This is a genomic window from Yoonia sp. SDW83-1 (assembly GCF_046762885.1).
GTDB lineage: Bacteria > Pseudomonadota > Alphaproteobacteria > Rhodobacterales > Rhodobacteraceae > Yoonia.
Genome location: NZ_JBKQXO010000007.1, coordinates 1 through 23,047, shown reverse-complemented (window position 1 = coordinate 23,047; position 23,047 = coordinate 1). Strand labels below are relative to the sequence as shown.

24 protein-coding genes are annotated in these 23,047 nt (G+C 55.8%); 13 read left to right on the top strand and 11 right to left on the bottom strand.

All coding sequences use genetic code 11. The features are described 5' to 3' along the window. The 3 genes from ACFWW4_RS10430 (at position 1) to ACFWW4_RS10420 (ending at position 2,914) form a co-directional block, all read left to right on the top strand. Entirely contained in the window at positions 1–426 is a 426-nt protein-coding gene (locus tag ACFWW4_RS10430) for a hypothetical protein (protein ID WP_411890787.1), read from the top strand. After that, positions 426–2,423 (top strand): hypothetical protein, encoded by a 1,998-nt coding sequence (locus tag ACFWW4_RS10425; protein WP_411890786.1) that lies wholly within the window; start codon positions 426–428, stop codon positions 2,421–2,423. Before ACFWW4_RS10430 ends, ACFWW4_RS10425 begins: the two co-directional genes overlap by 1 nt. Positions 2,424–2,641: 218 nt before the next feature. Then, a complete protein-coding gene (locus tag ACFWW4_RS10420) occupies positions 2,642–2,914 on the top strand; it encodes a hypothetical protein (protein ID WP_411890785.1) in 273 nt (90 codons plus the stop codon). Between the two features lie 633 nt (positions 2,915–3,547). Here ACFWW4_RS10420 and ACFWW4_RS10415 read toward each other — a convergent pair. Both ACFWW4_RS10415 and ACFWW4_RS10410 read right to left on the bottom strand, forming a co-directional pair. Then, entirely contained in the window at positions 3,548–4,060 is a 513-nt protein-coding gene (locus ACFWW4_RS10415) for a hypothetical protein (RefSeq protein WP_411890784.1), read from the bottom strand. Then, positions 4,020–4,367: a helix-turn-helix transcriptional regulator gene (locus ACFWW4_RS10410; RefSeq protein WP_411890783.1), complete on the bottom strand. Its 348-nt coding sequence runs from the start codon at positions 4,365–4,367 to the stop codon at positions 4,020–4,022. The genes ACFWW4_RS10415 and ACFWW4_RS10410 overlap by 41 nt, the downstream gene beginning before the upstream one ends. A gap of 546 nt (positions 4,368–4,913) precedes the next feature. On the opposite strand from ACFWW4_RS10410, the gene ACFWW4_RS10405 reads away from it, so the two are divergent. Beyond that, entirely contained in the window at positions 4,914–5,084 is a 171-nt protein-coding gene (locus ACFWW4_RS10405; RefSeq protein WP_411890782.1) for a hypothetical protein, read from the top strand. A gap of 56 nt (positions 5,085–5,140) precedes the next feature. On the opposite strand, the gene ACFWW4_RS10400 is transcribed toward ACFWW4_RS10405, so the two are convergent. Continuing rightward, positions 5,141–5,425 (bottom strand): hypothetical protein, encoded by a 285-nt coding sequence (locus ACFWW4_RS10400; protein WP_411890781.1) that lies wholly within the window; start codon positions 5,423–5,425, stop codon positions 5,141–5,143. A 2-nt stretch (positions 5,426–5,427) separates the two neighbouring features. Beyond that, positions 5,428–5,958: a DUF3768 domain-containing protein gene (locus ACFWW4_RS10395; RefSeq protein WP_411890780.1), complete on the bottom strand. Its 531-nt coding sequence runs from the start codon at positions 5,956–5,958 to the stop codon at positions 5,428–5,430. A gap of 191 nt (positions 5,959–6,149) precedes the next feature. Between ACFWW4_RS10395 and ACFWW4_RS10390 the strand changes: the two genes are divergently transcribed. Continuing rightward, positions 6,150–7,316: a type IV secretory system conjugative DNA transfer family protein gene (locus ACFWW4_RS10390; protein WP_411890779.1), complete on the top strand. Its 1,167-nt coding sequence runs from the start codon at positions 6,150–6,152 to the stop codon at positions 7,314–7,316. A 191-nt stretch (positions 7,317–7,507) separates the two neighbouring features. Then, a complete protein-coding gene (locus ACFWW4_RS10385; protein ID WP_411890778.1) occupies positions 7,508–9,007 on the top strand; it encodes a recombinase family protein in 1,500 nt (499 codons plus the stop codon). A gap of 485 nt (positions 9,008–9,492) precedes the next feature. Here the strand turns inward: ACFWW4_RS10385 and ACFWW4_RS10380 are convergent, their stop codons facing one another. Together ACFWW4_RS10380 and ACFWW4_RS10375 are read right to left on the bottom strand one after the other, a co-directional pair. Beyond that, entirely contained in the window at positions 9,493–10,851 is a 1,359-nt protein-coding gene (locus ACFWW4_RS10380; protein ID WP_411890777.1) for a sensor histidine kinase, read from the bottom strand. After that, the gene (locus ACFWW4_RS10375; protein ID WP_411890776.1) at positions 10,848–11,516 is read right to left on the bottom strand and encodes a response regulator transcription factor; all 669 of its coding nucleotides are present in this window, start codon (positions 11,514–11,516) and stop codon (positions 10,848–10,850) included. Before ACFWW4_RS10375 ends, ACFWW4_RS10380 begins: the two co-directional genes overlap by 4 nt. 136 nt (positions 11,517–11,652) lie before the next feature. Between ACFWW4_RS10375 and ACFWW4_RS10370 the strand changes: the two genes are divergently transcribed. From ACFWW4_RS10370 to ACFWW4_RS10350, 5 genes are all read left to right on the top strand, one after another. Then, on the top strand, positions 11,653–12,744 hold the full coding sequence (locus tag ACFWW4_RS10370) for a tricarboxylate transporter (RefSeq protein WP_411890775.1): 1,092 nt from the start codon (positions 11,653–11,655) through the stop codon (positions 12,742–12,744). A 73-nt stretch (positions 12,745–12,817) separates the two neighbouring features. Further along, positions 12,818–14,845 (top strand): tripartite tricarboxylate transporter permease, encoded by a 2,028-nt coding sequence (locus ACFWW4_RS10365; protein ID WP_411890774.1) that lies wholly within the window; start codon positions 12,818–12,820, stop codon positions 14,843–14,845. After that, complete coding sequence (locus ACFWW4_RS10360; RefSeq protein WP_411890773.1) at positions 14,842–15,933, top strand: 4-oxalomesaconate tautomerase; 1,092 nt, start codon at positions 14,842–14,844, stop codon at positions 15,931–15,933. The genes ACFWW4_RS10365 and ACFWW4_RS10360 overlap by 4 nt, the downstream gene beginning before the upstream one ends. A gap of 55 nt (positions 15,934–15,988) precedes the next feature. Continuing rightward, a complete protein-coding gene (locus ACFWW4_RS10355; protein WP_411890772.1) occupies positions 15,989–16,228 on the top strand; it encodes a hypothetical protein in 240 nt (79 codons plus the stop codon). Continuing rightward, the gene (locus tag ACFWW4_RS10350; RefSeq protein WP_411890771.1) at positions 16,225–17,193 is read left to right on the top strand and encodes a D-2-hydroxyacid dehydrogenase family protein; all 969 of its coding nucleotides are present in this window, start codon (positions 16,225–16,227) and stop codon (positions 17,191–17,193) included. Before ACFWW4_RS10355 ends, ACFWW4_RS10350 begins: the two co-directional genes overlap by 4 nt. Here ACFWW4_RS10350 and ACFWW4_RS10345 read toward each other — a convergent pair. Together ACFWW4_RS10345 and ACFWW4_RS10340 are read right to left on the bottom strand one after the other, a co-directional pair. Continuing rightward, positions 17,171–18,199 (bottom strand): AbrB family transcriptional regulator, encoded by a 1,029-nt coding sequence (locus tag ACFWW4_RS10345; RefSeq protein ID WP_411890770.1) that lies wholly within the window; start codon positions 18,197–18,199, stop codon positions 17,171–17,173. The two genes, ACFWW4_RS10350 and ACFWW4_RS10345, sit on opposite strands and share 23 nt — an antisense overlap. After that, complete coding sequence (locus ACFWW4_RS10340) at positions 18,196–18,861, bottom strand: GntR family transcriptional regulator (RefSeq protein WP_411890769.1); 666 nt, start codon at positions 18,859–18,861, stop codon at positions 18,196–18,198. Before ACFWW4_RS10340 ends, ACFWW4_RS10345 begins: the two co-directional genes overlap by 4 nt. A gap of 47 nt (positions 18,862–18,908) precedes the next feature. Here ACFWW4_RS10340 and tcuA point away from each other — a divergent pair, with 47 nt between their 5' ends. After that, positions 18,909–20,375: an FAD-dependent tricarballylate dehydrogenase TcuA gene (gene tcuA / locus ACFWW4_RS10335; RefSeq protein ID WP_411890768.1), complete on the top strand. Its 1,467-nt coding sequence runs from the start codon at positions 18,909–18,911 to the stop codon at positions 20,373–20,375. Between the two features lie 314 nt (positions 20,376–20,689). Here tcuA and ACFWW4_RS10330 read toward each other — a convergent pair whose 3' ends face one another. Further along, positions 20,690–20,980, bottom strand: coding sequence for a DUF1330 domain-containing protein (locus ACFWW4_RS10330; protein WP_411890767.1), 291 nt, complete (start codon positions 20,978–20,980; stop codon positions 20,690–20,692). Positions 20,981–21,057: 77 nt separating this feature from the next. On the opposite strand from ACFWW4_RS10330, the gene ACFWW4_RS10325 reads away from it, so the two are divergent. Further along, entirely contained in the window at positions 21,058–21,963 is a 906-nt protein-coding gene (locus ACFWW4_RS10325) for a LysR family transcriptional regulator (RefSeq protein WP_411890766.1), read from the top strand. Between the two features lie 448 nt (positions 21,964–22,411). On the opposite strand, the gene ACFWW4_RS10320 is transcribed toward ACFWW4_RS10325, so the two are convergent. Next, positions 22,412–22,849 carry a hypothetical protein gene (locus ACFWW4_RS10320; RefSeq protein ID WP_411890765.1) on the bottom strand — a complete coding sequence of 146 codons (438 nt, stop codon included), beginning with the start codon at positions 22,847–22,849 and terminating at the stop codon, positions 22,412–22,414. Positions 22,850–22,855: 6 nt separating this feature from the next. Next, on the bottom strand, positions 22,856–23,047 hold a 192-nt coding region (locus ACFWW4_RS10315; protein ID WP_411890764.1), incomplete at its 5' end, for a VOC family protein.

The following is a 23,047-nucleotide window of genomic DNA, read 5'->3' as shown; positions in this document are numbered from 1 at the left end:
ATGAAGGTAACGATTAACCATGTGCAAAAGTCGGTTGGACTGATCCGCAAGGTCACGCATCACGGTGTGGCGGTGAAGGTCGAGTTTAGCACCGAAGAATTGGCGGTGATCCGCGAACGCAAACTGGAGCCGGACGTTGTGATGGAGCGAGGCTATCCGTCGGATATGTCAGACGCTGCGATTGAAAAGCACGAAAGCCGAGGCTTGGGCAAGATGCTGTTAACCGCCGCCGTCAGCGGTGCCGACGCCAACCACCACCACCTCACAGTGCGCAAACTCATGGCTGGCGAAGATACATACTTCCAAAGCACACCGATGGAAGCGAAAGCATATGAAAATGCGCTTAAGGAGCAATTGGTGAAGCTCAAGGACTGGATTGTCGGCAACGCCGAGGTTGAGACCGAAGCGTCCAGCTTCGAGCTGTGATGGATGACTTTGCCGAACTGTTTGGCAATCTCTTTGGCATCGCCATCATCGTTTCGATGGTGGCGGTGGGCATTGTGTTTGTGGGCATGTTGGTCGCGCCCATCGGCCTGATCGGCGGTGGCACCCTATACTACCTATACAATATCCACCTGCCTGAAAAACGCCGCAAGGAGGCGCTGTCACGTACCGAAGCGTTGTATCGGCAGGCGAAGAAATTGTCTCCTAGCTTTGAGGCATTGGAGTTGGCTATGCTGGACGCTGGTATCGAAAGCGACGTGCTGTTCAGGATTGCCAAAGATCTCTATCGCCAAGAGGGGTTGCAGCCACCAGTCTTGCCGCCGGTTGGTGATGATGCCATCAAGCTGGCGCGATACCAAGATGAATTGGAGCGGTTCATCAAGGTGGCCGACCCAGCCCACTATCAGGACTTCGAACGCCACCTGATTTGGGCACTATCGGATTACGAACCTGATCCTGACGATCACAGCCAGACGTTCCATTCCAAGCGCAAACGCAGCAAGACAGAGATCGAACGGCTGATGCTGCGCTTCATCAATGATGACGGGCTGTTCCAACCATTACAGGATCAGCTCAACGCCAACTATCGCGATGAAAACGAGTTGATGCCATCAGCCTGCAAACATGATGACTATGTTTGGCGATATCTCAAAGACACACCTTTGCTACCCCTAGGCGAAGTGGATGAAATGGTGGGCCTGCAGAACCGCATGTATCACACCTATTTGTTGGGGTCGTCTGGCTCCGGCAAGACCGTCATGCTGGAGAACATCATCGCCCATGATTTACGGTCTGATGAGGATTGCTGTGTCGTTGTGATCGACAGTCAAACGCAGCTCACCGAAAAGCTGGCCGCGCTGGATATCCCTGACACGACATACATTACCCCGAAATACGACCTAGCCCTGAACCTCTTCGATGTAGGCTATGATGAAATGAAGTGTCGTGGGATTGAAGGCGAAACCCTGATCAATAAGACGGTGGGGCTGCTCAGCTTTGTACTTGAGGGCATGATGGGAGCGGACTTCACGAACCCGCAGAAAACGATCTTTCAGTATTGCATCCAGTTAGTAATCAGCATTCCCGGTGGCAACATCTTCACTTTCATGGACATCCTAGCTGACGGTGGCCATGAGCAATATGCTGACGACATTGCCAAGCTTGATGCCAACTTACAGCGCTTCTTTGCGGTGGACTTCCCTTCCAAGGAATACACCCGAACCAAGGAGGCGATTCGGCGACGGATCGACGGCTTGCTATTGAACCCGACGTTCAGACGGCTGTTCTCAGCGACCCAGAACAAGATCAATATGTTCGAAGAATTGGCCAGCCAAAAGCTGATCCTGATCGATACCAACAAGCCGATGCTGGATGATGCGGCGTCAGCCTTCTTCGGACGGTTGTTTATCGCAATGATCTTGCGTGCTTCGCATCTGCGCTTTGGCAAGGGCCGCAGCCTGCGCCCGGTCTATCTCATTGTGGATGAGGCGCATGAGTACTTTGATCGTTCCGTCTCCGACATGCTCGAACAGGCCCGCAAGGCGAACATCGGATTGATCGTGGCTCACCAGAGCATTTCACAATCACGTGGCACCAGAGTTGGCGGCAACATCGCTGATCCATTGATGGTCAATACGGCCACCAAGGTCATCTGGACATCCTTTCGGGAGGACGCGGCCAAGTTCGCGGGCAGTATGCAGATCAAACCAGAAGACATTCTCAGCTTGCCACAGTTCACCTTTGGGATGCATTCACGCAAACAGGGCTTTGTACCGATCCGAGGTGTGCCGGATGCACTGTCAGGCTTTGAGCGGCGCGAGGATCGCGATGCGTTGCGAGTTGAAATGGAAAGACGGTATGGACCGCCACCGACATCTAACGAACCAGATGACGAACCACCGAAAGGTGATGGTGACACAGAGTCGACCAATGGGCCAGACGATGATCCAGGTCCACCTCCGTCAGTAGAGATAATCTAGTCAATCAAACGAAAGGAAATGATATGGTAACCTGTGAAGAATGTGGTGGATTTAGGAAAGTTGATTGCATTCACTGCTACGGCAAAGGCAAGAAAGAGAATGGCGAACCCTGCCAGTACTGCAAAGGCAAGAAGATGAGTACTTGCCACGAGTGTGGTGGCACCGGTCGAACCGGCTGATGCAAAACAAGCCAGCTAAATTTGTGATACGATTGATGGATGGATTTTGAAACATTGACCAGACCTGAACCGATTCCCGGTGACGAACATGGATTTGCCGACTCTGCTTTTCAACGGGTTGCGGCAGTTTGTCGTCATGGCGATATCGAAAGTGTAGAAGAATTCCGTTCGTTCCTAGAGGCAGAAGCTGCTGAATGTGATCGGCAAGCGACCTATCTGCGTGGCATGACAAAGTATTTTCATGAAAATGCCGCCATTGGACAAGAATTGGAAGCAAAGGCACTGCGGGTGATGCTGAACCGAGCAGGTTAAACAGGCAGTATTTATTCAGTGAGTGGGTTATAAGCAGCCGGTCTTTCGGTTTTTTCAATGCTGCCGCGTAGCCTCGGTGTTCGCAGGGTACATTGGGCCGTGCACGGTAGACTCCGGCTCTTTTGCGCGACTAACCGCAAAGGCGCGAGGCGCTGCGACAGTTGAGGTCCCCGCCCCTCCCGCCTTTGCTACCTTTGCATCACGACCAGCCAAACTAGTTTCCCGCGAGGCGACAGCAGAGGTTCATGCGATTGGATGCAGACGCCTACCGGAACTGGAAACTTTGCTGTGCAGTTTTAGTAAGAATGCACGACAATGCTATTGAGAATGCTGCGGGAACTCTACGAGAATATGCAGAAAAGCGCATTTGGTACCGTCGATCAGCGAGCACATGACAAAATAGCTTCACGATGCATAATTTCAAATAAACCATTGGGATTATTACATGACAATCGCCACAATTTTGGCGATCCTTTGATTACGGCATCGGCTGATGCCGGGGGCATCGAGCAGTTGGCGATTACCGCCTTCAAAGGTTTTTTTTTCTACTATGCAAACCGGCATTCCGCCGAATGTGCACCTATCGCAATAAACTGCCCCAACGGAGCAGTTTCAAATGAACAGACTAACTTGCTACCCCATCGCAGCGGCCAACCGCATCGGTGGCCCTTTGATGACGCTGTCTGCCAGCGCGAGTGCTTCAAACAGGACCATGCTGCGCGGTTCGAAGTCAAAGATACGCCGTCGGTGTTTGGGCAGGTACCCGGCAATCTCAGGGTGCTCTGCCGCCAGCGCCACGGCCTCCTCATACTTCGACGGGAACGCACGCGGCCTTTGGACTGACACATCCAGCACCGTGTTGTGGCTGGCCAGCTCTGTAATAGACCGGATCAGAGCCTTTGTCCGTTGTCCCTTGCGGCAGCCCGTTGTGAGCTTCTCGGTTACAACCACATCAGGCTTCAGATCATTGATCAGCCCTTGCACAAAGCCAACCAGATCACTGCTATCCCGTGCGGCCTTCAGCGTGATGCCCCAGTCTTGCAGTTTGCCACCGGAGAGATAGACATAGCCAACCTTTCCGGAGGCCACGGCAATCGCCAAGACACTAAGCGCGGCCATGTGGTCTGGGGTGAGCAAGCCGCTCATGCAACTGCTTGAGCGAACTTGTGCGATTAAACGTGTGGGCGGTCTCGCGCACGTCTTTTGGCAAACGTGCAATCCGCTGTTTCAGCCGCTTGGTACAATCGGTCATGACCTCTGCAAAGAAGGCTTCGAATGATCGTCCATAGATCAGCGACAGGGTGATGATTTGCTCAAGGTCCGGGCGCACTGTCCCGCCCTCTAGGTCTGAGACCACCGATTGGTGGACTGACATCATGACGGCAATATCCGCCTGGGTATAGCCCGCCTTCCTGCGTGCCAGGCGCAGGTCGTGGGCAAATTGGGTTCTCATAGACTTTTGATTATTGATTAAACGTCTAGAGCTTCAGTCTATGGCGAGAGACAATGACATCCTAGCAGGCAGGATATCATGAGGGATGATATGGTGAGTGGTATTGGCAAGAAGGGACGCACATTGGCTGGTATGCGACGTTCTGGGACCGGAACATTTGACATGCTCCGGCGACAAACGCACATGCCTGCCAAGGCTGTTCCCATGCCATTCTGATCGGCTGTGCAGCAGATGCGACTGATGCTGTACAACAACGGGCGAGGCGGCTGACCTCACCCAAGGCTGTATAAGACCTGACGTATTTTTCGCTGTAATCTTTCAGTATTTCCAAGGAAGACGACAAAAACGCTGCGCCGGCTAGGAGCAGCTAAACCGCCGCCATAGGCTTCGCTGTCTTGCGACACCGGTCAGAACTCGCGTGGCGTTGGCCGCAGCAGACAAAATCAGATCTTCGTGCTATACTGATTGGCATAACAAACGCTTATGTCCAGCATCGCCATCGATACATACAAAACCATCCAAAAGTTGCAGAGCAAAGGTTTTTCCTTGGAACAGGCCGAGGGTGTTGTCGGAGCTTTGACCGAGAGCGAACTGGTCACCAAATCTGATCTTGTGACCGAGGTCGCCAAGCTGCGCACGGATATCTATCGTGCGATGCTGATCCAGACCGGCACCATCATTGCGGCCATTTTGGGCATCATCACGCTGCTGCAATAGCATCAGCCATCGACAGAGAAACGCCGCTCCGATCAGGAGCAGCGTTGTTTTTGTGCTTAGAAGAGCTTGAGTTGCTTGCAGTCCTCAACATAGGTCTGCCATGCTTTGCTCTGGGCTGTATCATCCAGCAGGGCGGTCACAAAGGTGATGATCTCCGCCTCATCGGCAAAACCAGCAGCCGGCACAAAGATCGAACGATAGCCCGTTTCTGTGACCGGCAATCGATCGTCACAGCGCAGCTCTATGTGCCAGTGCCCCGAGTTCAGCCAATTGGCCTGATGGCTGACCACAATCTCGCGGTCAGACCAGATCATGGCGAAGGTCTTATACTCACCGGCCATGATCAGTATTCACTTGCCAGCATGATGGTCAGCACCCGGTGGGTCAGTGCCTCGTTGGCTGGGTTTTCTGAACCTTGGGTCAGCGTAGGATCATAGCAATCCACTTTCCAGAAGACCTTCTGCCCCTCAATCTCGACAGCACCAAAGTCATGCTCGCCCCACGGGTCATTATCGTCTGAGAAGTCATTGAAGGTCTGCACAGCATTGATGGTGGCCATAACAAACGCCTGACCTTGCTCTTGAACCCCCGGTGTGAGCATTACAGACCCATTGCCACGACCATCACGCCGGAAGCTGTCGTTCAGGTCGCGCACCCGCAGATTTTCCACATTCTCCGGCCGGGTCCAGTCGAGCTTGGTTGGTGCCTCACACTGATGGCAATGCGCGTCATCAAACGTATTCTCGAGCTCCCACAGACCACTGTCGCGGTTGAAGCAGGCCCAGGCATCCACCGCGACCCGTTCTGAACCGCAGCTCTGGCACCGAGGCACAGAATGAATGGATTCTGGCGTGACCCTTTTATTGGTTCCCATTGGTATCTCCTTTCGATTGGGAACGGCCTTGCATCCTGCAAAGCCGCACCCGACGAAAGACGATGGGAACAAATGAACTATTCTGGGTACATGATGCCAGATGGTCATGACCTGGCAAAGCAGTCACCATATCACCCAGGGTGATATCCAGCCTGCTATTGTCAAAACGCGGATCAGCGCACAATCGGCCCATGTATCACACAAAAACCGCCGTGCTTGGTCTGGCGTATCGCCGCTACCACCCCCCAGGCCCATTTGGCATCACTGGTGCCGACCGCCTGCAGCACCTCTACATCGTCGGCCAGACCGGTACTGGCAAATCGACGCTGCTTCTGAACCTCACCCACCAGGACGCCAACAAGGGTACCGGGTTCTGTCTCATCGATCCACATGGCGACCTGGCCGAGGCACTGCACCGTGATCTGCTCATGCCGCATCGTTATTGGGATGTATCAGATCCGACATGTCCGCTGGGATACAACCCCTTGGCCAAGGTCTCTGCCATCCACCGACCGCTGGTGGCATCAGGTCTGATCGAAACGCTCAAGAAGCAATGGCCCGACGCCTGGGGTGCGCGCATGGAACACATCCTGCGGTTCTCAATCCTGGCGTTGTTGGAAACACCAAAAGCCGATCTGCGCGATGTGTTGCGATTGCTGACATACAAGGGCTATCGGCGGCAGGTCATCGACCAGATCACTGATCCGCAAACGTTATTCTTCTGGAAGACCGAGTTCCCAGGCATGAACTATCAAGGCGCGGCTGACGGCGTTGCCCCGATCGCCAACAAGCTGGGTGGGTTTCTGGCGCAACCGGCGGTGCGGACGGCGCTGTGTGAGCCCAAGCAGCCGCTGCGGTTCCGCAACATCATGGATAGCGGGCAGATATTGATTGTGAACCTGGCGAAGGGGCGGTTGGGATCTGATATCACCAATATCCTGGGTGGTCTGATCACCTCAACCTTGATGCATGCCGCAACGACGCGGCACGGGCTCCCAGAGGCCGCCAGGCGACCCTTCTTTCTCTACGTCGATGAGTTCCCGAACCTCACCACCAAGTCCTTCGCGGGCATGCTGTCCGAGGCCAGAAAGTACCGTCTGGGGCTCATTTTGGCGCACCAGCACCTGTCACAGGCCGACAATGACATTTTAGACGCCATCTTTGGAAACGTCGGCAATCTGGTGGCGTTCCGAGTCGGTGCGAAAGACGCGCCGCAATTGCAGCGCATGATGCCGTGCTTCAGCACCCTTGATCTGCAGAACCAACCCAACCACCGGGCTGCCGTGCAGGTGATGCATCGTGGCGAACGTCTGCCGTCGTTTTCCGCCTCGATGTATCCACCATATCAGCCGAGGTGATATCGTGGCTGCTAGGCACATGGTCCAGTGCGCATATCATGAAGAGGTATGACACGAGAAGAACATCTGCGAAGGCATCTGGAATTGTGCAAACGCGTCTATCTCCGCCTCAAGGCGGAGGGAAAATGGCCGTGGCCGGATTCGCCAAAATCTGAGGATATGATAGAGTCCGGTGACGGCAAAACAAGCCTATGACACCGTGTTTTGGATACATCCGGGTGTCCACCAAGGAGCAAGCCGAAGGTGCTTCACTCGACGCGCAGAAAGACGCCATCACGGTCTTTGCGAGTCAAAACAACCTTAAGGTCGTCAAATGGTTCGAAGAGCAAGAGACGGCGGCAAAGGCGGGTCGCCCATTGTTTGACAATATGCGCAAGCAGCTTCTGGGCGGTAAGGCCAAGGGCGTTATCATTCACCGCATTGATCGTTCTTCCCGCAACTACACCGACTGGTCACATATCGACGAGCTTTCCCGTCGCGGGATCAAGGTGTACTTTGCAGCCGACGGACTGGATTTCGAAAGCACCGGGGGCCGGTTGATGGCCGACATTCAGATGGTGCTGGCCGCGCATTATTCCCGCAACCTCAGTTTTGAGGTGAAGAAAGGGCTGTATGGCCGGATCAGGAATGGCCACTACCCTTTTCGGGCACCTATTGGATACGTTGACAATGGCGAGGGTCAGCTCAAAACAGTTGACCCAATCAAAGGACCGTTGGTCAAAGTCGCATTTGAACTCTACTGCTCTGGCGAATACTCGATCACCAGTCTCACCAAAGAAATGGCGCAACTTGGGCTGACCGGTTGGGGTGGCAGGCCGGTTGTACGCCGCAATATCGAGACCATGCTGCGCAACCCATTCTATATTGGCAAAATGGTCGTGCGCGGTGCGCTCCACGACGCGATCCATGAACCACTCATCACAGCGCGTCAGTTCCAGCAGGTCAAAGCCGTCAAAGCAGCGCGTTATCAAAAAAAAGACACCAAGCATCGCATGGCGTATCGGACACTGTTGACTTGTACGGATTGTAGAAAAACCCTCACCGGAGAGCGTCAGAAATCCCATATCTATTACCGTTGCCATACGACGAGGTGTCGCAGTGGCACCATCAGGGAAGACCGTCTGCAAGAGCAAATTTCCCGCCACCTTACGCGGCTTCAGCTTACACAACGCGATAAGAAACGACTTGAAGAGCAGTTTCAGAATTGGTTGAAAGATGCCTCGCCGAGCGACATGACGTCGTCAATCAAGTTGCGCATTGCTGACGTCGCCACAAGATTGGATCGCCTGACAGATTTGTTGATTGATGGCTCGATCGACAAGGCAAGTTTTGAGAGCCGCAAACAGAACACGGAGTTTGAACTGCAGGCCCTACGCGAGGAAGAACGGTCGCTGGTTAACAGAAAGAAGTCTGAGGCTGATCTGGTCGAGCTACTCGACATGGCCAGTGATCTGTCGGGCATGTTCGGCAGATTAATATCCGACGAACGAAGAGCGTTTCTTAAGAACTGCATTGACGCAATCAAAGTAAGAAAAGGTCGGGTTCGGGTGTATCCCGCTGGGTGGCTGAAGGAATTGCATACCGTGTCCAATGACGATGTTGACCGTCCAGATTCGGGCATTCCGGAGATGCTTGAGAGGCATATAACTAAGGCAAAGGATCGCGTTTCTTCGAAACGACATGTTCGGTAACGTGGCACAACCCATTCATCAGGATTTTTCCGACTGTTCAATTGGGCTTGGGCCCAAGTGGTCCTCCTCCACGAGAAATAGCAGCCGTTGGTGAACCATGCAGCAAAAGTGTCGAAGAGCCCAAAGTGCTGGATGCTGCACGCGGGGTGAATGACTAGGGTAGCGCAGGAAGCCGACCTAGCAAATTTGCAAAGTCTGGTCTGGTTACAGCGCTTGGACGGCCCATTCCTGCCGTTCGACCTCAGCCTTGAAAGCTGCGGATGCAGCCCGCTTTCCGGACATTCGCTGCAACCGCGAACTCAGGGCCTCTTCAAACTCACACTTCGCGGGACAATGCGGTTGCTGGAGTTCTTGAAATCAGTGTCTGCATTTCGATTGGTTGTTAGCAGGTGTTGAAATTTCAACGAGGGGATGACGGAGAGCTCGGCGAAAACTTCGAAAGTGATTGGCTTAGATTTCTTCACTATTGGGTCGAATGCTGTTGCCTAAAGAGGGCAGCTCAATATCACCTCAAATTTTCCGCCTTCATTGCTCAGCCCAACCTTGCCTCCCAACCCTTCGGCCACCGCTGCCGCGATAGGAAGACCAAGCCCTGACCCAGCACTCGGTCCGATCTGGCTGAAACGTCCTAACGCCCGATCAAAATCATTCTCAGCTATCCCCTTACCATCGTCACTCACGCTGACGACCAGAGTATCGCCGATGTCTTTTGCGACCAGACTAATTTGAGAAAGCTGCGGGCCACCATGATGAACTGCATTGTTGACGATATTGAGGATTGCCTGTTCGAACATCACTGGGTCGCCGCTCAAGTGCATGGCATGATCTGTGAGGTCTACGAAAAAGTCGATGCCGTGTTCACGGGCTATTGCTGCACAATTCTCGGCAATGCCTTCAAGAATATCTATCGGATTGAACGACGTGATATTCTCATCTGGCAATGTCGCCTGCGCCCGTTCCAGTGTCAGCAAATTATTTGCCAGCTGCCCCGCATCGCGGGCGGCATCGAGCAAATCGGTTGATCGTTCTTTCATATCATCCAGCGTTTTGGCATTTGCGACAGATTCCGCCAGAGTAAGCACACCCGCGATAGGATTGCGGAGCTGATGCGCTGCATCTGAAATGAACGCGTTCTTGGCATCCAGCGTGCGGGACAGGTCATCCAGCAGCTTGTTGAAGCGCCCAACAATACCGGTGACCTCTTGCGGGATGCGCCGCTTTATTGGTGACAGGTCCGTTGCAGAACGGCGGGCAATGGCTTCTTCAAGATCAATCAGTGGCGCCAACCCTCGGGCAACGCCAAACCACACGATGATCGCCAAAGCGCCAATCAACGCCGCAATGATGAGGAAAACGGGGCCGGTACGGGATGCTACGAAACCTTCCCGCACAGTTATTTTTTGCCACACCGTGAATGTGAAAGGGCCGGAGATGCCATCAATCGTTGTCGTTTGTGAAAACCGCAATGCCCGGACAGGATCACTCTGATAAGTCGCATCGTAGTAGGTTTGGGTCGTCTCAAGCGCGATTGGATCAGGTGGGATCGGGGGCGTCGCGTATCCGGTGACAAACACACCGTCAGGCGCATAGACATGGTAGAACACCGCCCCGCCTGACGTATCGCGCAACAGGTCCCGCGTTTCTTCGCGAAGCGCGTTTCCGCCCGTCGCGGCTGTGTCGCGCGAAATGGCGAGCGCGGTGGACAACAAGGAGCGATCGAACCTTTCGGCCGCGTTGGTTTGCGCGTCCCGGTAGGCCCACGCGCCGACCAGAATCGCCACCAAAATCAGGGGAAGCAGGATGATCAGCGTCAATCGCACCCGCAAGGACAGGGTGTTCTTCATGCCTCACCCTGTAGCATGTAGCCAAGCCCGCGCTTAACGTTGATCACCACACCGAACGGACGCAGCCGTTTGCGTAGGCGCGAGACATAGACCTCGACCACCGGTTCATCGACATCTGTGCCTGTGCCATACAGGCTATCCAGCAGCGCCTGTTTGGACACGATGCGCCCGTCTGCCAGCAACAACCGCTCGAACACAGCGACCTCGCGGCGTGGAATATCAAGCGGCCCATCGGGCCCCATGACCATCCGCGCGGTTTGATCAAATTGGATGTTCCCGATCGACCTCACCTGTTTGGGTTTTTCAACCACCCGCCGCGACAGCGCGCGAATGCGGGCCCCGAATTCCTCCATCTCAAAGGGTTTGCTGAGGTAGTCATCGGCCCCGGCATCCAACCCGGTAATCTTGTCATCTGTCTCGGACTGCGCGGTTAGCAGTAGCACCGGGCGTTGGTCGCTGCGCGCCCGCATGCGTCGCAGGATCGTGAGTCCGTCCATATCGGGCAGGTTGATGTCGAGGACGACGATATCAAAGTCTTCGCCTTGCAGAAGGTCATCGGCCTGGGCCCCGTTGTGTAGCGTGTCGACCGCATGGCCTGTGTCCCGCAAGTAGTAGCGGATGCCTTTGGCAACAGAGATATTGTCTTCGACAACGAGGATCCGCACGGGCTGCCTTTCAGATTAAGTCGGCGATGCAAGGTTCACGCAAGGATGCCACTGCAAGATCGCATCATCAAGAAGGCGAGGAGGCCTTCTGATTCTGTATTTTGGGGCCAAATTGGTCCTTCTGGGAGGAAAACAAATGCTGAAGAAAACACTGGGAGCGCTCGCGCTCACATCCGCGCTGGTGGCAACGCAGTCCGTTGCGGATGGTCACCAAATCGATCTGTCCGGCAAGACTGTCGAATGGATCATCCCGTTCTCTGAAACCGGCGGTTCGGCCAAATGGGCCAACTTCTACGCCCCGTTGCTGTCCGAAGCCCTGCCAGGCAACCCAACCGTTGTCGTGACGTTTAACCCTGGCGCGGGATCCACAAAGGGCGCGAACGCGTTTCAGGAAATGGAATATGAAGACGGCACGACCATCTTTGGTTCGTCCGGCTCTACACAGTTTCCATACCTGCTAAGTGATCCGCGTGTGCGCTACGAGTATAGCGATTGGAACGTCGTTCTTGCCTCTGGCACAGGCGGTGTGGCCTATCTTCCACCTGAACTGTCCGCGCAATTGGGCGACGGTGGCGATGCCTCTGCGCTGAAAGGCGAAGACTTTATCTATGGTTCGCAGGGGGCGACCCGTCTGGACCTTGTGCCGCTTTTGGCATGGGAAATGCTGGGACTTCAGGTTGAGCCTGTGTTCGGCATCGAAGGCCGTGGTGATGGTCGTCTGATGTTTGAGCGCGGCGAAGCCAACATCGACTATCAGACCTCGTCCAGCTTCCTTTCTGGCGTGACACCTCTTGTTGAGGCCGGCACAGCCGCGCCCTGGTTCTCATTCGGGGCACTGGACGCTGACGGCAACATCGTACGCGATCCAACCTTCCCTGACATGCCAACGTTCAAAGAAGTCTGCGAAGCCACTGAGGGTTGTGAAACATCTGGCGAACAGTGGGATGCATGGAAAGCGTTCTTTGTCGCAGGTTTCCCTGCCCAAAAAATGGTCTTCCTGCCCGCAGGTGCGCCTGACAATGCAATCGCTACTTTCACCGTGGCCTTTGCAGCCATTCAAGAGCGGGACGATTTCGCTGAGATCAGCAAAGCGCGCCTTGGTGTTTACCCGCAGCTGACCGGTGATGCGGCACAGACCGCGATGGCGAGTGCGACAGATGTCCCACAAGAAGCCAAAGACTTTGTGATCAACTGGCTGAGCGACCGCTACGGCGTCGTTCTTCAGTAACCACAGGGTCAACCCCATCCGCTGACCGGCGGGTGGGGTTTCTTCTTTCCAGCACATAACGACGGGGGACGTCATGGAGGTATTTGCAACAGCATTGCCTGCGTTAAGCGACGCATTTGCAATGATCCTACAGCCGCATGTGATCGGTTATCTGATCCTTGGCGTTGTTATGGGGCTGTGCATCGGCGTCTTTCCCGGACTTGGCGGAATTGCTGGCCTGTCCCTTCTTTTGCCATTCATGTTCGGGATGGAGCCTGTCACCGGATTGGCCCTGATGGTTGGCATGGTGGCCGTGGTTCCGACCTCCGACACCTTTGCCTCTGTGCTCATGGGTATTCCCGGATCATCGGCATCACAGGCCACAGTCTTGGACGGTTTTCCGATGGCCAAAAAGGGCCAGGCGGCGCGTGCTTTATCCGCCGCTTTTGCGTCGTCTTTGTTTGGCGGCCTCGTGGGCGCCGCGTTCCTGACCGTCTTCATTCTTGCCGCACGTCCCATTGTGCTGCTGTTCCAAACACCGGAACTGCTGATGATCACGATATTTGGTCTGTCGATGGTGGGCATTCTTGCGGGTCGCGTCGCGCTTAAGGGGTTGGTCGCCGCCTGTCTTGGCATCCTTGTGGGCACTATCGGTGAAGGTGCGAGCTCCGGAGCTTTGCGGATGTCGACCTATGACATGCCCTATCTGGTGGACGGGCTGAAACTGGTCATCGTGGGTCTCGGCATCTTTGCCATTCCCGAAATTGTCGCCTTGTTGCGCCGTGACAAGGCGATCTCGGACCGCGCGCCCTTGGGTGGTGGCTGGGCTGCAGGCGTCAAAGACTGGTGGGCCAATAAGTGGCTGTCCGTTCGTTGTTCGCTCATCGGTGTGGTCGTCGGGGTCATCCCCGGACTTGGCGGCTCGGTCGTCGACTGGATCGCTTACGGGCACACAGTGCAGACGGCCAAGGACAAATCCGGCTTTGGATCGGGCGATGTGCGGGGCGTCATCGGGCCGGAGAGCTCAAACAACGCCAAAGAAGGTGGTGGTCTCGTGCCGACGTTGCTGTTTGGTATCCCCGGCTCCGGCTCCATGGCGATTTTCATCTCGGCCGTGGCCTTGCTGGGCACCGGATCGATTGAGGTCGGCCCGTCGATGCTCAAGAACAACCTCGATTTCACCTATGCAATTGTCTGGCTGTTGGCGCTGGCGAACGTCGCGGGCACGATCATCTGCATCGCGGCCTCCGGCGGGATTGCCAAGCTGACCGAGATCCGGTTCGCGCTGCTGGCACCCTTCCTGTTTATGATCATTGCTTTTGCCGCCTTCCAGTCGCGGCAGGAAATCTGGGACCTTGTGGCCCTGTTTGGCATTGGCTTACTTGGCATCCTGATGCGGCGGTTTGACTGGTCACGACCTGCGTTCCTGATCGGTTTCGTGCTGGCCGCCCCAGCGGAGCGTTACACCAACCAAGCCTATCAGATTGGTGCATCGAGGTTCCGGCGTGGGTTTGAGGAAGGGATTGACTACATCTTCAGCCCCATCGTGATCGTGCTGATCATCATCACCCTGCTTTCTGTCGTGATTGGCCTGCGCCAAGCCAAGAACATTCAGGCGGAAGGTACGGTTGCAGCTGGCAGCAAACGTGCGCCTGTCGTATTCTTGCTGGCTATCACAGCCTATATCGCGCTGACATATTGGAATGCGGCCATCATTCCTGACTTTGCCCGCATGGACCGTGTGTTCCCTGTGTTTGTGGCGACGGTTGCCCTGATTGGTTGCGCTTTGCTGCTGGTGCAAATGATGCGCGCGGACGAGACGTCGGCGATTTTTGCGGATCGCGAAGCAGAGGGCGCCGATGATAATGTTCACGGGCTTTGGGCAACCTTGGGCTGGTTCGCAAGCCTGCTGGTCGCATCCGCACTGGTCGGATTCATACTTGCACTGGCAGGCTTCTTGTTGCTTTTCATCCGTTTGCGCGCAGGCAAAAGCTGGGGCTATGCCGCGATTTATACTGCCGTTGGTATCGCTTTCATCTGCGCCATGGCGTGGACCTTGAACCGGGACTTTCCACCGGGACTGCTGCAAGCCTACTTTGATTTGCCCTGGCCCCTGACATGACCCAGACTGCGATCCCATTCCTTTTCATGCGCGGTGGAACGTCTCGTGGACCATACCTGAACCGTGCTGATCTGCCCGAAGACCCAGAGACACTGGCGCAGGTCCTGATCGCCATGGTCGGCTCTGGTCATCCATTGAATATTGATGGGATCGGGGGCGGCAATGCGGTCACGACCAAAGTCGCGATGTTGTCGAAGTCCGATGATGATTGGGCGGACATCGATTATTTCTTCGCGCAGGTCAGCGTGGAAGACAGATCCGTCGACTTCAAACCGACCTGCGGCAACATCCTGTCAGGCGTTGGCCCTGCTGCAATCGAGATGGGGTTGATCGCGGCAAAGGGTGGCGAGACGACCGTGAACATCCGTGCTGTGAATACGGGGGCGCGGGTCATCGCGACGGTGCAGACACCAGATGGAAACTTGGCCTATGACGGCAATGCCGCAATTGACGGTGTGCCAGGCACAGCCGCCCCCGTTGCATTGCAGTTTATGGATACAATTGGCGGGGCGACGGGTGCGTTTTTGCCAACGAACAACTTAATTGACACGTTTGATGGCATTGAGGTCACCTGCATGGACGTCGCCATGCCGATGGTGATTGCAAAGGCCTCTGCTTTCGGCCTGTCGGGTTATGAAATTGCTGAGGCCTTGAACGACAACGCGGATTTCTTTGCGGCGATGGAGGCCGTGCGCATTCAGGCGGGAGAGGCCATGGGCATTACGGATGTGGCGTCCTCTGTCACGCCCAAGTTCGGGCTTTTGGCACCCGCGAAAGACGGGGGCACAATCGCTGCGCTGTATTTCATGCCGTGGAAGGCCCATCCGACAATGGCGGTGACCGGTGCGCAATGCCTAGCATCCTGTGTGCTGACGCCCGGTACCGTGGCGGACGGCATGGCGGTGCGGTCCAATGTGCGACCCGCGACGGTGACGTTGGAACATGCGTCCGGCCAGATTGATGTGCTTGTCGATTACGACCTGACGGAGGAAGGGATCGATTTGCGCTCGGCCGGACTGGTCCGGACGGCAAGATTGCTTGCGCGGGGGGAGGTTATGATCCCTCGCGGTGTTTTGGAGTACGGTTGAAACGAAACAGCCATTGCTGTATGCAATAGTATACATTTATTGAGTGGAGATCGCTATGACGGAATCTTACACTGAATGCCTGTTGCTCGCGCGAACGGAATTGCAGCAGGCTAAGTCCGAGTTGAGCCTGGAAATCCGTCAGTATCCGACGCCAATTTCCGGGTGTGATGCGCAGTTCAATCACCTGATCGGCGAACGCAGCCGCATCAATGACGCCCTTGATGCATTGGACAAGGACGTTTTTGTACCCACGCCGCGAACGCCAGATGCAGGTGCCGGGGTTGAAAGCCGGTGAAGGTCCATATCCTCGACGATTGGTTTGACACGCTGCGCGGGCTCCCCTGCTTCGAGAAATTGGATGATCATGACGTTACCGTCTGGACGGATCACGAACCCAACCCTGTGAGGCTTGCCGCGCGCATCAAGGAAGCGGACGCGTTGGTGTTGTTTCGTGAACGCACCAAGATCGGGGCAGAATTACTGGGGCGTGTGCCGCACCTCAAACTGATCAGCCAGCGCAGTGTTTACCCGCATGTTGACGTGCCAGCCTGCACCGAGAATGGGGTCATGCTGTGTTCCAACATGCACAGCGACACGCCCTCTTATGCGGCGGCAGAAATGACGCTTGCGTTGATCCTTGCCAGCTACCGTCAGATCCCGCAGCAGATGGCTTCGATCAAAGTGGGGGATTGGCAGGCAGGCGTCGGGCGCACGTTACGCGGGCGCACGCTTGGCCTTTTTGGGTATGGGCGGATCGCGCAGGCGGTTGCGGGCTATGTCGAAGCGATTGGCATGAAAGTGCAATGGTGGGCGTCGGACGATGGACGGGCGCGGGCGCTAGCTGATGGTCGCAAAGTGGCCGACAGTCGCGAAGCGTTCTTTGCAACTTCTGACATCGTGAGCCTGCACGTCCGTCTGAAACCTGCCACGCGGGGTATCATCACCTCCCAGGATCTCGCAGCGATGGCCCCACGCAGTTTGTTAGTGAACACTTCTCGGTCCGGCCTGATTGCGCCGGGCGTTCTGGAGGCTGAGATCGCGAAGGGGCGCATCCATGCGGCGGTCGATGTGTTCGATAATGAGCCGATGCGGGATACCGCCAATATCTTGTTGACCCACCCCAACGTCCTGCCCACACCTCATATCGGATATGTGACAGAAGACGAGTTTGATCTGCAATTCAGTGATATTTTTGACCAGATCAACGCCTATGCGGCGGGTTCACCGATCCATGTTATCAATCCTGAGGTGGCTGGCTGAACAGCCGCGCGGCAATCGGCGCGCCCACAATGACGGTCATGATCCTTAGGACGTGGTGCGCGATGACAAAGGCCATGTCCGCCCCTGCAATCAGCGCGAGCACGGTCATCTCTGCCTGACCGCCGGGTGCAAATGCCAACAGCGTCTCCATTGGCGGGGCGAGCGCAAAGAGATGGATGACCTCTACAAATCCCGCTGAAATAGCCGAGAGGATCACGCAGAACCCGAGTGCTGCTGCCACGTCGCGACGCACCTCTGCACCAGTGACCCCAGCGTATTTTGTGCCGACCGTCATACCGATGTAAAACTGCGCCGCCCAAATGGCCTCGGCGGGTGGGCGGTGCTGTAACATGCCCGCCAATGCCATCAGTCCAGCCAAGATCATCGGCCCCAGAATGGACGCGCCAAAAAGACCGACGGCTTTGGCAATTTGCCACCCGGCCAATCCGGCTAGGAGCATGAGCAAGAGTTGTGACACGGGCAGAGTGGAGGCTGGCACGCCCGGCGGGTTGCTGAGATCAACACCCCAATAGCCTTTCAGGATGAAGGGGAGTGCCACGACAATAACCATCACGCGGGTTGCATGGATCAGGGAGAGTGCCCGCACATCACCGCCAGCTTCCTCGCCAAAGAGCAGCATGTCCTGCAAACCACCAGGCATCGCGGAATAGTAGCTTGTCGCGAAATCAAATCCCCAGAGCTTCTGGAAATACGGAACACCGACCAATCCGATCAGGAAGACCATGACAGGCACCAGCAAAAGCGTTGCCCAATACCCTGCCATGCTGACCACCAATGCTGTCGTGAACGTCGCACCCACAGCCACACCCAAGATCGCACGCATCGCGTTGTTCAAAAACGAGATACCTTTCATCTCCGCACCCAACAGCGCGGCAATGAGACAGGCAAAGATTGGCCCCAGCAACCACGGCAAAGGCAGGTTCGCGATATGAAACACCAGCACGCCAAGCCCGGCAATCGCGTGGGTTAGCGCCATTTGTCTCATCCACGCATGACCTTCAGGCGATATCGCAGCGATGTTTGCAGGTGGGCCTCAGCCGCAGCGCCTGCGCCTTCGATGTCGCCCGCGCTGATGGCGTCGATGATCTGGCCGTGTTGATGAACGACCATGGCGATCCTGTCCGCGTCGGCCAATGTGGTTGGTCCCAATAACAGCAAGGCATTGTTCATGGCCCGTGCCGCGTCCAGTAAAAAGCGGTTACGCCCCGCAAGATAGATCGCGTGATGGAACTTTTGATTGATAGCTGCCGCACGCGCGGGGTCATCATATGTCCGACTGATGTCATCGTTTATGGCGACAAGGGCATCAATCTCTGCCTCGGCACTGTGTTTGGCCGCCATCTCTGCCGCCGTGCGTTCCAAGACCAGCCGCATTTCGTAAAGCTCAACCACCTCGGTCTGGCCGAGCTTACGGACAATGGCACCGACGCGGGGCCGATGTTCGATGATGTTTTCGGCTTCTAAACGGCGCAAGGCTTCACGGATGGGCGTACGGGACAGCGACAGTCTTTCGGCGATCTCAACCTCGCGCAGCCGATCCCCCGGCTGGTAGAGGCCGGTCTCAATTGCTTTCATCAGCTTGGCAAAGGCGACGCCGCCTTGCGACACATCGGTCGGATCAACCTGCATTTCAAAACTCGCTTCCAAAATTGTATCCGCTTGGATACATATCGGGATAAAGAGGAGAATCAAAGATGTCAAAGAAGATCATCGTTGTTGGCTCGGGCAACGCGGCCATGTGTGCAGGGATCGCAGCGTTAGAGGCAGGTGCAGACGTTTTGATGCTCGAAAAGGCGGATGCGGCACTGGCTGGCGGCAACACCAAATACACCGCCGGTGCGATGCGATTTGCTTATGATGGCGTCGAAGATTTAATGCCGTTGTTAAAAGACACGAATGATCCGCGATTGGTCGTAACTGATTTCGGCGGCTACACGACGTCCAAGTTTGCCGACGATCTGTTGATGTTCAACGGAGGGCGCCCCTTGTCGCCCGAGCAGGAATGGCTGATCAATCATTCGCTGCCCGCGATGCAATGGCTGGGGCGTCATGGTGTGAAGTTCGAACCCATCTATTCGCGCCAGAGTTTTGAAAAAGACGGGCGACACGTGTTCTGGGGCGGCCTGACGCTTGCCGCCGAGAATGAAGGCGTTGGGCTGTTTGATATGGAGCTGGAAGCATTCAAACGACTGGGTGGGAAAATCCGCTACGAAAGCGCGGTCACCGCGTTGATCACGAACGATGGGCAGGTTGTTGGTGTTAAAGTCGGTGATGAAAGCATTGCGGCTGATGCGGTGATCCTTGCCTGCGGCGGATTTGAGGCCAGCGCAGACCTTCGCCGCGACTGGATGGGGGGCTGTTGGGACAAGGCCAAGGTGCGCGGCACGCCTATGAACACAGGCGATGGCATTGTGATGGCGACTGAGGTTGGGGCGCAAACTTGTGGATTAATCGACGGATGCCACGCCACCCCGATGGATTTGCACATGCCTGACTATGCAAACCTCGATTTGCCCGCCGGCGAGCGTAAGAACTACCGCAAGATATGCTACTTCCTTGGGGTGATGTTGAACGCGAATGGCAACCGATTTGTCGATGAGGGCGAGAACTTTCGGAATTATACCTACGCCCAGTTTGGGAAGGCCGTTCTTGATCAGCCCGGGCATTTCGCGTGGCAGATTTTCGACGCAAAAGTAGATGAACTGCTCTATGCGGAATACAAATTTCATGATGCGCACTTTGTCGGGGCCGATACTCTCGACGCCCTGTGCGACAAACTTGAAGGCGTTGATCCCGTCGCGGCGCGCGCCACGCTTCAGGCGTTCAACGATGCTGTAAACGATGACGTTTCGTTCGACCCGACGTCCTTGGATGGCAAGAATACAATCGGATTGGACTTACCCAAATCAAACTGGGCCCAAAAAATCGATACACCACCGTTCAAGGCCTATCCTGTGACAGGCGGCATTACCTTCACCTATGGCGGGCTCAAGGTCTCAAAGAGATGCGAGGTTTTGAATGAAGAAGGCACTCCAATTGGCGGTTTATTTGCCGCCGGAGAGATGGTTGGGGGCGTGTTTTTTGAGGGATATCCCGGTGGATCCGGCCTTACATCCGGAGCAGTCTTTGGACGCTGCGCGGGACAATGCGCCGCTGGATAACTTGCAGCGCTTTGGCATGGGCATCATACGCGGGGAGTACTGGATTCTTCCCTAAAGCGGCGATGCGCTATGGTGCAGAAAACTAGGAACTTTGGGCCCATCGCTGCCATCGGAGCGTTTGCAGCATCAGCGTTGCAGCAGGCCTGGTCCAGATTCAAGTACGGCCCTTACCGGACATTGCTCCGAGGTTGCCGCGCTGCGGTGCAGTTTCCTCAAAGCAGCCCCTCGATCATCAGCCAACTCCGATGCTGCAGTGGCAGCCCGCATTGCGGACATCGAAATCACCGAAACGATTGCCCGACGTTTGAGGCCACCTATGGGATAGAGGGCAACGATAGGATTGTGACGTCAGCACCATTGTCGCGCAACGCATGTACGTCTGCGAGGTCTGGGTCCGTAAGCCAATTCTCTGCGTGTTGTGCCGACGGAAACTCGAGGATCACCCCTTTGGACGGCGTGCTCGCTTCCTGCAGGACTTTCGTGTCCGGACCTCCTGCAAAAGCACGCCCCTCATGTTTCGCAACGGCCGCGGCCCCGACCTTGAAGTATTCCGCTAGGGCTTCTTGGTCTTTCACAACGAGTAGAACCGAAAGGTAGTGCGCCATCATATTCTCCTTTGAAGTAGCGACATCCTTTTCGCACTTCGCTAATCTGTGTAAAATTAGCTATCTGTGCAAAGCTCATGTCCGAAAATAAGAGTCTTATTCCCGACTGGGATACCTTCCGCCTCGTCCTCGCAATTGATCGCTTCGGTGGCATTTCGGGCGCAGCGAAATCGCTGGGTGTGACGCATGCGACCGTTTCAAGGCGCCTTGCCCGCGCTGAAGGTGAAGCGAACATGTTGTTCTTCGAGCGTCTGCCTGCAGGTCTGCGGCTCACAAAAGTCGGAGCAGCGGTCTTGGCGCAAGCGGAAGACATGGAGCCTGGGCTGGATCAGTTGGAGCGAAGGCTCGTATCTACGGAAACGAGTTTGGCAGGCCCTCTTCGAATTACGCTGCCGCCATTGCTCTTGATCGGGGACTTGGCCGGGACCGTCTCGCGGTTTGCCCGAGCGCACCCCGAGATCGAGCTTCACGTTGTCGGTGACAATCAGCTTTTGAACCTCCATCAGCGCGAAGCCGACGTTGCCATTCGCGTGACGCACAAACCGCCTGAAACTCTGTGGGGGCGGAAGGTCACTGAGCAGAGTGCTGGGTTTTACGCCGGGACGGACTGGCTGGCAGAAAACCCGATTTCCAAAGACTTGCACGCGTTCGAACTTCCCCTGATCTCATTTTCAAGCTGGGCATCACCCATTCCAAAGATCGTCAAGACAGTCTGCTCCAACGCAGGGGTCGTTGCACGATGCGATGATATGGTTGCCGCAGTTCAGATGGTAAAAGCAGGGCTCGGCGTTACACGGATGCCGCGCTTTCTGGGCGAAGGCACGGCTGGTGTCACCCGTCTGGAATTTCTTCCATGGGAAAGGTATTTCCCTATCTGGGTTCTCACCCACCCCGAGCTGCGCAATGCCCCGCGCGTCAAAGCGTTCATGCGCTTTGTCTCTTCCTACATCGCGGAGCGGCGAAGCAAATACGTCGTAGAATAAGGATCAAAAGGACGGCCCGAAGCTGCCGTTTATGTATTTAGACAGTTGCTGCGGCGCAGCCTGCCAGACCGGACTTTCGCTGCACATGCAAGTTCTATGCGCGTGAAGCCTGCCCCAAGGCGCGAGTCGCTGCCGCTCACTCCATCAGCCCTCGCTTGCGGAGGGTGCGCGTCCCATGGCGGATGATCCATTTTGTGTCTTGCGATGCATCGTTCTGCCAACACCCAACCAGCTCAATCACAAGTGCCGTATGATCTTTGGATATGTCGTTGATCAGGTTTGCGACGGACTTGCGCACATAGGGGGATGGGTCCGAACGAAGCGCATGTGCAATGGCAATAGCGGGGTTAGGATTCTCAATGAACGCAGTTAGACGGCGCGCCCAAGGCAGCCAAGGACGAACCCCCTCCGAGGCGAGCCGCCTGACATGGCTGTTGGGATGGCGCACTCATTGATGGATACGTGTCAGTGTCTCGCTGGGATATCGTTCAAGATAGGGTCGAATGGCATATTCAGCGGTGTGGCGCTGCGTAATTGCCTCGCAAAGACCCAGAGATGTGTGAAGTTCGTCGGTCCCATGATCTTCGACCAGGCGCGCAACCGGCATGAGCCAGTAGCCAGAGGTAAACATCCCTGACTCACTCTCGAGTTGCGGCCCAAGAGAGGCGGCGATGATCGCAGCTGCTTCTTTGTAGTCTTCTGGCAGTCGTGCACGCAAAGCATCTGACATCAAGCCAACACGGTCTTTGAGTTCAAGGGGCCGGACGCCCCTGTCTACTTCGGCTGCATAACTGTCGATATCGAACGTTTTATGGTTGGCCTTGATTGCGCGACCCAGCAAGGTCGCGCAATCGCCATCGAACCAGTCTTTTAGCTTCTTGGCCATTACCGATCAGACCGGAACGGCGGCAGCCGCGTATTGCGCGAGAAACTCTTCGGTCGGCGGAATTGGCGTGATGACATCAATCAGCACGCCATTTGGATCGCGGTAGATTGCGTGGCGCTGGCCAAAGGGCTCACTGACCAGTGCCTTCGCCACCGGCACGCCGTCGCTGCGCAGCTTTTGGTCGATGGCATCGACGTC

What these genes read in the sequence shown, in the direction of transcription:
- ACFWW4_RS10345 (WP_411890770.1), bottom strand. Translation starts at nt 18,199, where the DNA reads ATGAGACAAATGGCGCTAACCCACGCGATTGCCGGGCTTGGCGTGCTG.
- ACFWW4_RS10430 (WP_411890787.1), top strand. Translation starts at nt 1, where the DNA reads ATGAAGGTAACGATTAACCATGTGCAAAAGTCGGTTGGACTGATCCGC.
- ACFWW4_RS10320 (WP_411890765.1), bottom strand. Translation starts at nt 22,849, where the DNA reads ATGGCCAAGAAGCTAAAAGACTGGTTCGATGGCGATTGCGCGACCTTG.
- ACFWW4_RS10325 (WP_411890766.1), top strand. Translation starts at nt 21,058, where the DNA reads ATGTCCGAAAATAAGAGTCTTATTCCCGACTGGGATACCTTCCGCCTC.
- ACFWW4_RS10365 (WP_411890774.1), top strand. Translation starts at nt 12,818, where the DNA reads ATGGAGGTATTTGCAACAGCATTGCCTGCGTTAAGCGACGCATTTGCA.
- ACFWW4_RS10420 (WP_411890785.1), top strand. Translation starts at nt 2,642, where the DNA reads ATGGATTTTGAAACATTGACCAGACCTGAACCGATTCCCGGTGACGAA.
- ACFWW4_RS10355 (WP_411890772.1), top strand. Translation starts at nt 15,989, where the DNA reads ATGACGGAATCTTACACTGAATGCCTGTTGCTCGCGCGAACGGAATTG.
- ACFWW4_RS10380 (WP_411890777.1), bottom strand. Translation starts at nt 10,851, where the DNA reads ATGAAGAACACCCTGTCCTTGCGGGTGCGATTGACGCTGATCATCCTG.
- ACFWW4_RS10390 (WP_411890779.1), top strand. Translation starts at nt 6,150, where the DNA reads ATGTATCACACAAAAACCGCCGTGCTTGGTCTGGCGTATCGCCGCTAC.
- ACFWW4_RS10395 (WP_411890780.1), bottom strand. Translation starts at nt 5,958, where the DNA reads ATGGGAACCAATAAAAGGGTCACGCCAGAATCCATTCATTCTGTGCCT.
- ACFWW4_RS10415 (WP_411890784.1), bottom strand. Translation starts at nt 4,060, where the DNA reads ATGAGCGGCTTGCTCACCCCAGACCACATGGCCGCGCTTAGTGTCTTG.
- ACFWW4_RS10360 (WP_411890773.1), top strand. Translation starts at nt 14,842, where the DNA reads ATGACCCAGACTGCGATCCCATTCCTTTTCATGCGCGGTGGAACGTCT.
- tcuA (WP_411890768.1), top strand. Translation starts at nt 18,909, where the DNA reads ATGTCAAAGAAGATCATCGTTGTTGGCTCGGGCAACGCGGCCATGTGT.
- ACFWW4_RS10385 (WP_411890778.1), top strand. Translation starts at nt 7,508, where the DNA reads ATGACACCGTGTTTTGGATACATCCGGGTGTCCACCAAGGAGCAAGCC.
- ACFWW4_RS10370 (WP_411890775.1), top strand. Translation starts at nt 11,653, where the DNA reads ATGCTGAAGAAAACACTGGGAGCGCTCGCGCTCACATCCGCGCTGGTG.
- ACFWW4_RS10410 (WP_411890783.1), bottom strand. Translation starts at nt 4,367, where the DNA reads ATGAGAACCCAATTTGCCCACGACCTGCGCCTGGCACGCAGGAAGGCG.
- ACFWW4_RS10400 (WP_411890781.1), bottom strand. Translation starts at nt 5,425, where the DNA reads ATGGCCGGTGAGTATAAGACCTTCGCCATGATCTGGTCTGACCGCGAG.
- ACFWW4_RS10425 (WP_411890786.1), top strand. Translation starts at nt 426, where the DNA reads ATGGATGACTTTGCCGAACTGTTTGGCAATCTCTTTGGCATCGCCATC.
- ACFWW4_RS10330 (WP_411890767.1), bottom strand. Translation starts at nt 20,980, where the DNA reads ATGGCGCACTACCTTTCGGTTCTACTCGTTGTGAAAGACCAAGAAGCC.